General features: G+C 49.1%; 10 protein-coding genes and 1 pseudogene. 6 read left to right on the top strand and 5 right to left on the bottom strand.

Going from position 1 to position 8,959, the window contains the following annotated elements; genetic code table 11:
* The first annotated feature begins 351 nt into the window (after positions 1-351).
* From ABO04_RS11530 to ABO04_RS11540, 3 genes are all read left to right on the top strand, one after another.
* Positions 352-1,332 carry a DUF1852 domain-containing protein gene (locus ABO04_RS11530; RefSeq protein ID WP_160810829.1) on the top strand — a complete coding sequence of 327 codons (981 nt, stop codon included), beginning with the start codon at positions 352-354 and terminating at the stop codon, positions 1,330-1,332.
* 26 nt (positions 1,333-1,358) lie between these two features.
* Entirely contained in the window at positions 1,359-2,387 is a 1,029-nt protein-coding gene (locus ABO04_RS11535; RefSeq protein WP_160810830.1) for a methionine synthase, read from the top strand.
* 104 nt (positions 2,388-2,491) lie between these two features.
* On the top strand, positions 2,492-3,001 hold the full coding sequence (locus ABO04_RS11540) for a flavin reductase family protein (RefSeq protein WP_160810831.1): 510 nt from the start codon (positions 2,492-2,494) through the stop codon (positions 2,999-3,001).
* Positions 3,002-3,011: 10 nt separating this feature from the next.
* Here the strand turns inward: ABO04_RS11540 and ABO04_RS11545 are convergent, their stop codons facing one another.
* The 4 genes from ABO04_RS11545 to ABO04_RS12275 all read right to left on the bottom strand — a co-directional run bounded on the left by ABO04_RS11545 (position 3,012) and on the right by ABO04_RS12275 (position 6,497).
* Positions 3,012-4,469, bottom strand: coding sequence for a methylenetetrahydrofolate reductase C-terminal domain-containing protein (locus tag ABO04_RS11545; protein WP_160810832.1), 1,458 nt, complete (start codon positions 4,467-4,469; stop codon positions 3,012-3,014).
* Between the two features lie 497 nt (positions 4,470-4,966).
* Positions 4,967-5,749, bottom strand: a complete 783-nt coding sequence (locus tag ABO04_RS11555; protein ID WP_160810833.1) for a sulfite exporter TauE/SafE family protein — start codon at positions 5,747-5,749, stop codon at positions 4,967-4,969.
* 239 nt (positions 5,750-5,988) lie between these two features.
* Complete coding sequence (locus tag ABO04_RS12270; RefSeq protein WP_275689235.1) at positions 5,989-6,141, bottom strand: transposase; 153 nt, start codon at positions 6,139-6,141, stop codon at positions 5,989-5,991.
* Positions 6,142-6,182: 41 nt separating this feature from the next.
* The gene (locus tag ABO04_RS12275; protein WP_275689236.1) at positions 6,183-6,497 is read right to left on the bottom strand and encodes a transposase; all 315 of its coding nucleotides are present in this window, start codon (positions 6,495-6,497) and stop codon (positions 6,183-6,185) included.
* 543 nt (positions 6,498-7,040) lie between these two features.
* Here ABO04_RS12275 and ABO04_RS11565 point away from each other — a divergent pair.
* Entirely contained in the window at positions 7,041-7,427 is a 387-nt protein-coding gene (locus ABO04_RS11565; RefSeq protein WP_160810834.1) for a DUF1428 domain-containing protein, read from the top strand.
* A gap of 246 nt (positions 7,428-7,673) precedes the next feature.
* Here ABO04_RS11565 and ABO04_RS11570 read toward each other — a convergent pair whose 3' ends face one another.
* Positions 7,674-8,084 carry a hypothetical protein gene (locus tag ABO04_RS11570; protein WP_160810835.1) on the bottom strand — a complete coding sequence of 137 codons (411 nt, stop codon included), beginning with the start codon at positions 8,082-8,084 and terminating at the stop codon, positions 7,674-7,676.
* Between the two features lie 37 nt (positions 8,085-8,121).
* Between ABO04_RS11570 and ABO04_RS11575 the strand changes: the two genes are divergently transcribed.
* On the top strand, positions 8,122-8,547 hold the full coding sequence (locus ABO04_RS11575; protein ID WP_160810836.1) for a hypothetical protein: 426 nt from the start codon (positions 8,122-8,124) through the stop codon (positions 8,545-8,547).
* A 1-nt stretch (position 8,548) separates the two neighbouring features.
* Positions 8,549-8,959, top strand: a pseudogene (locus tag ABO04_RS12185) (IS5/IS1182 family transposase); the annotation flags it as partial.

Genomic DNA, 8,959 nt, shown 5'->3' on the forward strand with positions numbered 1-8,959 from the left:
GGTGTGAGTGCTGGATCTGCTGCAAAAAACAGGGATTAAACTGTGATCCCACCTAAATCAAACTACAAGAAACAACGCCAATATGATAAACCAGCCGATAACTTCCTTACGCTATTTATCTCACCGCTTCCGTTATATGGCTGAACTGATAACACGCCCTACATTATGAATATTTCTAAAATCTGGATGAAATCAATTCATTTTTCTTAATCATTAACTACGCATAGAATACCTCCGGTTTCAGAAAACATGAAGATTACTGAAAAAGAATTCATAAAGATTTCAAAAGTACTGTGGAAAAGCAAGGATTACATTCATGCTTTTCCTCATAAATCAGGATACTAGGTTGCAATGAGCAAAGAGTTTACATTCGATATCAAGAGCACTCGTTTCGACGAAAACTACCGCCCCGCTGATAATACGCGCCTTACTACCAATTTCGCCAACTTGGCTAGAGGAGAGCATCGTCAAGAGAATTTGCGTAATGCCCTGACCATGATTAATAACCGCTTCAATGCTCTGGCGCATTGGGATAATCCGAAGAGCGATCGTTATTCTGTTGACCTTGACATTATCTCTGTTGAAGCGAGTATTAACTCCGAGAATATTACCTCGATTCCTTTGATTGAAATATTAAAAACAAGTGTTGTTGATCACAAGATCAACAGCCGTATCGAGGGAATTGTAGGCAATAATTTCTCTTCTTATGTGCGCGATTATGACTTTAGCGTCCTCCTGCTGGATCATAATAAAAATAATTCCGGTTTCAGTACGCCAGATGATTTTGGGGATCTGCATGGAAAGATATTTCAGTGCTTTCTGCGTTCTGAAGTATATAAGAAACACTTTAATAAGCAGCCTGTTATATGCCTGAGTGTGTCGAGTAGCAAGATCTACCACCGGACGGACAACTGGCATCCAGTACTGGGCGTGGAGTATCAGCAAGATGAGTACTCTTTGACCGACGAGTACTTCAATAAAATGGGGCTAAAGGTTCGTTATTTCATGCCTCCGAATAGCGTTGCTCCTTTGGCTTTTTACTTTTCCGGTGATTTGCTGAGTGATTACACTAATCTGGAACTCATCAGCACCATTAGTACGATGGAGTCTTTCCAGAAAATTTACCGACCTGAAATATACAATGCCAACTCTGTAGCAGGAAAGCTATATCAACCGAGTCTGAAGTATCAGGATTTTTCACTGGCTCGGGTTGTTTATGATAGAGAAGAACGTAGTCGACTGGCTATTGAGCAGGGCAAATTTACTGAAGAGTGTTTTATAAAACCATATAAAGATGTTCTTGAGCAGTGGTCTGCCAATTACGTGCTTTGATTGTTTAGAAAATAAGGTAGTTTATTATGAGAAAGTTGCTTCCTACTTCAACTGCTGGCAGTTTGCCTAAACCCTCTTGGCTGGCAGAACCTGAGAAACTGTGGTCACCCTGGAAACTAGAAGGTGATGAGTTGCTTGAAGCCAAACAGGATGCTTTGCGTTTGTCGCTGCAAGAACAGCAGCATGCCGGTATTGATATTGTCAGTGATGGCGAGCAAACACGTCAGCATTTTGTCACTACCTTTATCGAGCACTTGGATGGTGTTGATTTTGAGCAGCGTGAGACGGTTCGTATCCGTGATCGCTACGATGCGAGCGTACCGACAGTGGTAGGTGCTGTGAGCCGTCAAAAGCCCGTTTTTGTTGAGGATGCCAAGTTTCTACGTCAGCAGACCAAACAACCCATAAAGTGGGCGCTGCCAGGCCCCATGACCATGATCGATACGCTGTATGACAATCACTACAAAAGCCGCGAGAAGCTGGCTTGGGAGTTCGCCAAAATCCTCAACCAGGAGGCCAAAGAGCTAGAGGCGGCTGGTGTAGATATCATTCAGTTCGACGAGCCTGCGTTTAACGTTTTTTTTGACGATGTGAATGACTGGGGTGTTGCCACACTGGAAAGGGCCATTGAAGGCCTTAAGTGTGAAACGGCCGTGCATATTTGTTATGGCTACGGCATCAAAGCTAATACCGACTGGAAGAAAACGCTGGGCTCGGAGTGGCGTCAATATGAAGAAATCTTTCCCAAGCTGCAACAATCCAGCATTGGCATCATCTCGCTGGAATGCCAAAACTCCCGTGTTCCGATGGATTTGATCGAGCTTATACGGGGTAAAAAGGTGATGGTGGGCGCCATTGACGTGGCCACCAACAACATTGAGACGCCCGAGGAGGTGGCTAACACCTTGCGTAAAGCACTTGAGTTTGTGGATGCTGACAAGCTTTATCCCGCTACCAACTGTGGCATGACTCCCTTATCGCGTCAGGTGGCAAGAGGCAAACTACATACGTTAAGTGCCGGGGCTGAAATCGTCCGAAGAGAGCTTTTGGCCTAGGTTGAAAGCGGAGTGCAGGGGGACGGGTTATCCGGTAGTCAAATCATATGCTACTTCCGGCCCTCCTAATACTGTTGAGCTACATCTAATTTTCAGGACATGCCATGTCACTTTCCAGTATTGCTATCGAGCCATTGAGCTATCGCGAAGCGCTCGGGCACTATGCATCCGGTATTACGGTAATTACATCATTCATTGATGGTGAACCGATCGGTTTCACTTGTCAGTCATTCTATAGCGTGTCGATGGACCCACCGCTGGTGTCATTTAGCGTAATGGCAAGTTCGGCCTGTTATCCCAAAATTCGTAAGGCAGGGCGTTTTCTGGTCAATATCTTGTCAGCTGAACAGGTCCATATTTCTAACCGATTCTCTCTGCGCGGTACAGACAAGTGGCGCGGAGTTGAATGGGAGGAGTCCCCGTTGGGCAACCCTATCATTGCTGGCAGTTTGCACTGGCTTGATTGTGAAATTTACGCCGTACATCCCGTAGGTGACCATCTGATCGTGATCGGTGAAGTAAAAGCATTAAACCTGCAAGCAACAACCGTCACCCAGCCCTTACTGTATTTCAAAGGGCAATACCGCAATCTCGGCGCGCATAGCGAAGCTTAAACCTTTTCGGTCATTCAGCGTCTCGTGTCGAGTTCTCTGGTTCAAACCACTCGGGCCAGGAACTGCGGTGCCGGTCATCTGCTTCGATGCAAGGAATTAAGGTTTGCGCCAATACTGGTAACTGATTGGCCGACTTGGCAATTCGGTACTTAACACTGTGTATGCACTCCCGATCACCAAACTCGCAGCGATTAAGTTGGGTGCCGCCACAGGGGCCGTTCGCCAAGCCTTTAGGGCATGTTTCAGGACAGACATAGAGGGTGTCCTGCAAGCGGCAGCGGCCACAGGTATCGCACCCCAGTAGCGGGCGTTTGACTGCACGTTCGACAGCATGCAGTGCATGCGCTGCCATGCCGTCTTTCCAGATTGGCCGCGTTACACTCCAGCCAAAAGCCTTGCTGAGCCATCCAGTGCGGCTGAATAGCTGGCCATGCACCTTGGAAAAAAACTTGTATCTCAGGCGTTCTCGGCGACTAGCCATGACCACAGATTCTCCCATTTCCCATGCAGCAATGTCGGGGGTAAAGCATATCTGGGCTGATCCGGACAGCTGCCAGCTTGCATGCCATCGCTCGCCCCAATCGGCCAGTGAAGTCATGCTGGCTTGCTGCTTGATAATTGCTTGCTCCAGTAACAGCAGTTCGTCTAGCGTGTGTACCCCAGACAGATGAATCCCGGCATAGCCCATCAGCTGAAGGCCTATAATTTGCAACGCCAGGCGTTCGAGGCTACGTTCGTTGGCATAGGCCTGAGACACCTGCTCCTCCTTACTCAGAAGCTCGCGCATGGAGTCGGTAATCAGGATGCCGGGCATGGTTTGTAAAACAGATGTACGTTTATCTGTCAGTCTCATCACACAAGCCAGCATGGGCTTTATATCTGTCTGAGAGCACATCCAGGCCAGGGCTTCCATATACTTGGTGGCGTCGAAGCCTAGTTGCAGAGTGAGGAAGTCAGCCCCCGCCAAGAGTTTTTTCTGTGCCTTAAGATATTGTGCGCCGCTTTCTTCTTCGCGGTATTTGAATGGGTTCAGCGCTGCGCCCAACAACCAGTCGGGGCAGTGCTCGCGGACTATCTGTAGTGCTGGCACTGACTCCAGATAGCGCACAGGCGTCTGGCCAGGATGGTGGCCTGGCAAGCGGTCACCACTAAGCAGTAACAACTGCTCCAGTCCAAGAGCCTTCATTGACTCAATCTGATGCAGCAAGTCTGTTCGCTCGCGATCCTTGCCTGAGAAGTGCAGCAAGGATGAGGTTGGGTTTTCCAATGCCTCTGCGCCTTCTAAAGGGCTCAAATCAGAGTGCGGGCCAACGCGATCGGCGAAGGCTGGTAATAACGGCCAGCCTGCCAGATGCTCACGTTGCACAATTTGCTTAAGCGAGGCATGTCGCGAAGGGGACTGTTGGGGAATAGCCTCTAGTACGCAGACAAATCGCCTGTCATCCAGTGCTTGTTTCAATGCACTCACGAGCGTTCGATACCTTGTAAATCAGTGGGATTCCCTTGCGTCAGCATAAGGATGCGCTGCTCGTTTTCTGTTTGTGTTTTTTGCGCTTGAGGTATATATCCTGGCGCAGCAACATGTCCGTTCTGGGCTCATATACATAGGTATGCCCTGCGCTGGCCACACGACCATAACGACGGGCAATACTGTAATGAATGCTCTTGGTTTGATAAATGATTTTCGATGGTTGCGCGAATGAAAAAACACATTTTACTACTCCGACCTCCTGCTGATATCAATCATGCATGCTACTCAGCAAAGCGAATGTTCTCTTCCTTGCGCAGTATGTACTCGCGCTGGGGGTGAATGTTCGGGTTATAGAGAGCAAGGTACGCAGCACAAATGCGCAAATAGGACACTGAATGCCTCATTTGCATATTTTACCTGAATCAGGCTCGCACTTCGCCGCCTAAGCAATCCATACAGCATGGGCTACACGATCCAGATTTAGAAATAAGACTCTAGAGAAGAAAGTTTATACCTACCGTTACCAGCATCAGCGCAAACAGGCGCTTGAGCAAACGTTGAGGCAGGCGGTGTGCTAGCCGAGCACCAAAGCCGGCAAAGAATACGCTGGTCAATGCAATACCTACCAGCGCCGGCAGATAGACGTAACCCAGGCTTAGCTCAGGCAACCCTTCAGCGGCCCAGCCGGTGATAATAAAACTGATCGCACCGAGCAGAGCAATTGGCATGCCGCAAGCTGCCGAGGTCGCCACTGCTTGTCGTATTGGCACACTGCGCCATGTCAGAAATGGCACGGTCAACGAGCCGCCACCGATACCGAAGATGGCCGAGGCCCAACCAATCACACCGCCTGCAGCACTCAGGGCTGGTTTGCTAGGCTCCCCCATGGAGGCCTTGGGCTTTAAGTCAAAGGCCATTTGTACTGCCATGCAAATAGCAAAGATTCCGATGATTTTTTGTAGAACAGGGCCGCTTAGCGAAGAGGCTGTCCAGGCCCCTAAGACGCTACCAACGACGATCCCAATGGTCATCCAGAGAACCATAGGCCAGTGCACAGCTCCTAGTTTATGATGGGTTCGTACCGAATTTGCTGAGGTAAAAACGATAGTCGCCAGCGAGGTCCCCACTGCCATGTGCGTCAACACATCCGGATTAAAGCCTTGCAGTGCAAAGCTGTAGACCAGAATTGGGACGATGATCATCCCTCCACCAATTCCAAACAAGCCTGCGAACACACCGGCACAAGCGCCCAGTAGTAGATAGATGATGAATTCCATGAGTTCCACAGATTACGTAGTCATAAACGGAGAAGTATGATGTGGTTCAATAGAATTGATCAACCCAGTTTTAAGAGATAGTTTATCTTAACTGGAGATTAAAACGTGTTGAGCAGATTTCACGGATTGTTTTGTGTGTGATAGCCATACATTTTTAATAAGTGCAATCTATAAAGCACCAAAGGCACACTTTCACATGGGACGATTAGATGCGTAATCACAAGACTAATCGTTTACGCTCAACCAGGCGAGTGCGTTGCGTCCAGGCATGCCATTGCTTTGGCATATTTCGGCCCGAAACGTTCAATACAGTGATCAAATGCCTGATAAGCTTTTTCCCGGGTTTCCGCCTGCCAGATAGTGTGCAGCGCTTCCTTGACTTTGGATTGCATGGATTTAGACAGTTTTCCAGCACATTGGCAGTTTTATGTACTCAACAGCGCTGCTGGTCTGTTTGTAGCCAGAGTTTGGTCAGTGCTTTCCAGAACCCCAGTGCACCATCTCCCACAGCCAGTCTGGGCGCCTCCTTGAGACCACGCTGTTTCAAATTGATTAACACTTCTTCCCAATTAGCTGCTGATTCACGATAGCCATCCGATGGCGCTAATAATTCTTTGCGTCCCGTTTCATCCGAACCAATAATCACCAGAAGACATAACCGGTCGTCCATTCCGACCGTAATGTAGACACCCATCCGCCCAGACACAGACATAGCGCTTGTGACCCAGATCACGTTGATTCCAGGCACGACAATCCTGCTCCCAGCCTTGCTTTAAATGACTGGGCGACAACCCTGGTGTATCGGCTCCCAACAGATGTGTCAGTGTCCCGGTGAAATCTCTTGTTGAAACGCCTCTCAGATATAACTAGGGTAAAAGAATTTACATATTTCGGGTATGTTTCAAGTAAGGCGGAATCAAACTGATGTTGAATTTGATGCCAGAGCCAAAACGATCGCGTATTTTTGATACTTTGACTGCAATATCTCCCAGTCTAGTTTGAATAATAGTGCGCTCAGGCAGACAGCCTTTTCTTACCACCTCCGCTTTACCCCGCTCAGTTTCTGAGCTATCTCCAATTCAATCGCTGCTGCTAGCAGCTTGCGTGCACCTTCACACAGAACAGCTTGTAACGGATCATTTCGTTATGGATCGTTTAGTTCTAAAACATTATCATCTGTCATTGCGGTGTTTCCTTTCCATGGGTTGATATCTGCTCAGATCTTTACCAATAGGTTACACCACTCCCTTCTTCCCATACACCAGATTCAATCATAGCTCGGAGCATAGATATGACTTACATAGATGGATTCGTTTTACCCGTGCCGGAAGGCAAAATTGACGCTTACCGTAAAATGGCAGAAAGTGCAGGAAAAATCTGGATGGAACACGGTGCACTCCAATACAAAGAATGCGTGCTGGAAGATGCCGAGCCGAAAATGCCCGAAGATGCACCTGAAACATGCAAAATAGTGCCGTTCGGCAAACTGGCGGGGACAAAAGATGGAGAAACTGTTATTTTTGCCTTTATCGTCTATAAATCACGTGAACACCGGGACGAAGTGAACAAAAAAGCAATGGCCGATCCACGCATGCAAGAAACTTGCGATGAAAATAATATGCCGTTCGATCCTTCACGGATGACTTATGGTGGATTTAAAGCCCTTGTGGATTTATAGATGATATACGGAGCTGAAAACGACACACTAAATAAAGTCGACGAGGCTGTCTTGCTTGTCGATCAATAAAGCAATCTCTAAGTAAAAATGAAATTTGTCCTCGCGATCGCGTTGAGCGTACGTTGGTTGGCTGAACCATTCACGCAGACCTAACAAAATATCAGCTCGAAGTGGATCAATGTGCGGAAATCGTCTTTACTCAACCGCTCTGGTGCAGCGTTCTTGTGCGATACAGCATGTACAAGGCTAATCAGGCCTTGGCGCAGCAGAAAGGCATTTCCGGCTACACCTGCGAACGTGACAAGCACCGCGCTGCCCAGGCGTGCCCCATGGACGATGTCCAGCACGATGTCGCGCCAGGCAGGGTCGGCCTTCCAGCGCACCCAGCATGGCAGAGTTACCGGTGACCAGCCTCTGGATCGGCACCTGGACGACGGAAATGTGAGGGCCACATTGCACAAATAAATACTCAAACACTTCGCCGGTGGCCATGCTGGGCGTGAACGTGATGCGCTTGTAGTGCGGGCCGTACTCGACACGCAGTTGCGTAGAATAGGTAAACGCGGTCTTGTCGGGAAAATAGTCGACGCCGGGCTGGTAGTCGGCCACACAAGCGGCATCCAGATCGGCTTGTGGCGTATCGGTGCTTGTTTCCACTTCCGGCCAAGCGAATTTCGGGGGCGGATCCAACCGCATGCACCCAGCTACCCAAAGTGCCAAGGTAAGTGCCGCGACCGGCGGTGTGCACCAGGTCATGCACGCGTTCCCGCCGCATGGGTTGTCGCGGACTGGAGCAAAAACGCCACCAAGGCGCACAGGGTGGAAAAATGTTCGGCGGGCTGACCATCATCGCGCACGAGGCTATAGCCTGAGTCGTCGGCGTGCACCGTCAGGTCTGCCTCGTCACAGACCCGAAAGCCTGCGCGCTGCAAGGCGTGGCTTGCCCAGACGGCAACAACTCCATCACCCAGAACGTGGGATGGAGGATATCGAGAGTATCTTCCGTGCGTTCCGGCAGGTGGAGGCGCAGGGAATCCGCCGCATGAACCTGAACCCACCCATTTGCCTGCACAACACGTTCATACGCCAGAAAGAGCCTCTGCACACCAGGCAACTGTAGAATCAAAGATTTTTTACCTGGACGTGAAGGGCATGTTGGCGGCAACAGTCAAAGATAACCGACTGTTTGTGGAAGCAGTTTTATATCGTTACCTGGGCGCGATCTGCCGGAGAGGATGGGGAATTTTAAAGAGATCCACACACGTCATACGCACTAGTGTAAAAGTGGTATCTGACAAAAGTTTTTCAAACATTCAAACACTTGGTCGAGGATGCCGATAACGAATACGCTATGATTGATTCCGCAATTGTCCGCGCTCATCAGCATAGCGCTGGGGCAAAAAAACGGAATGCACCGGGCGATCAAAAGGCAGACTGACAATCAAAATCCATGTTTTGTGCAATGCGCCGGGCAATCCAACAGGCTTCTGTCTAACAATGCCGGGCCAGGCTCATGATCTGGAAGGGGCCGA

This window comes from Nitrosomonas sp. HPC101 (assembly GCF_009833125.1).
Lineage (GTDB): Bacteria > Pseudomonadota > Gammaproteobacteria > Burkholderiales > Nitrosomonadaceae > Nitrosomonas.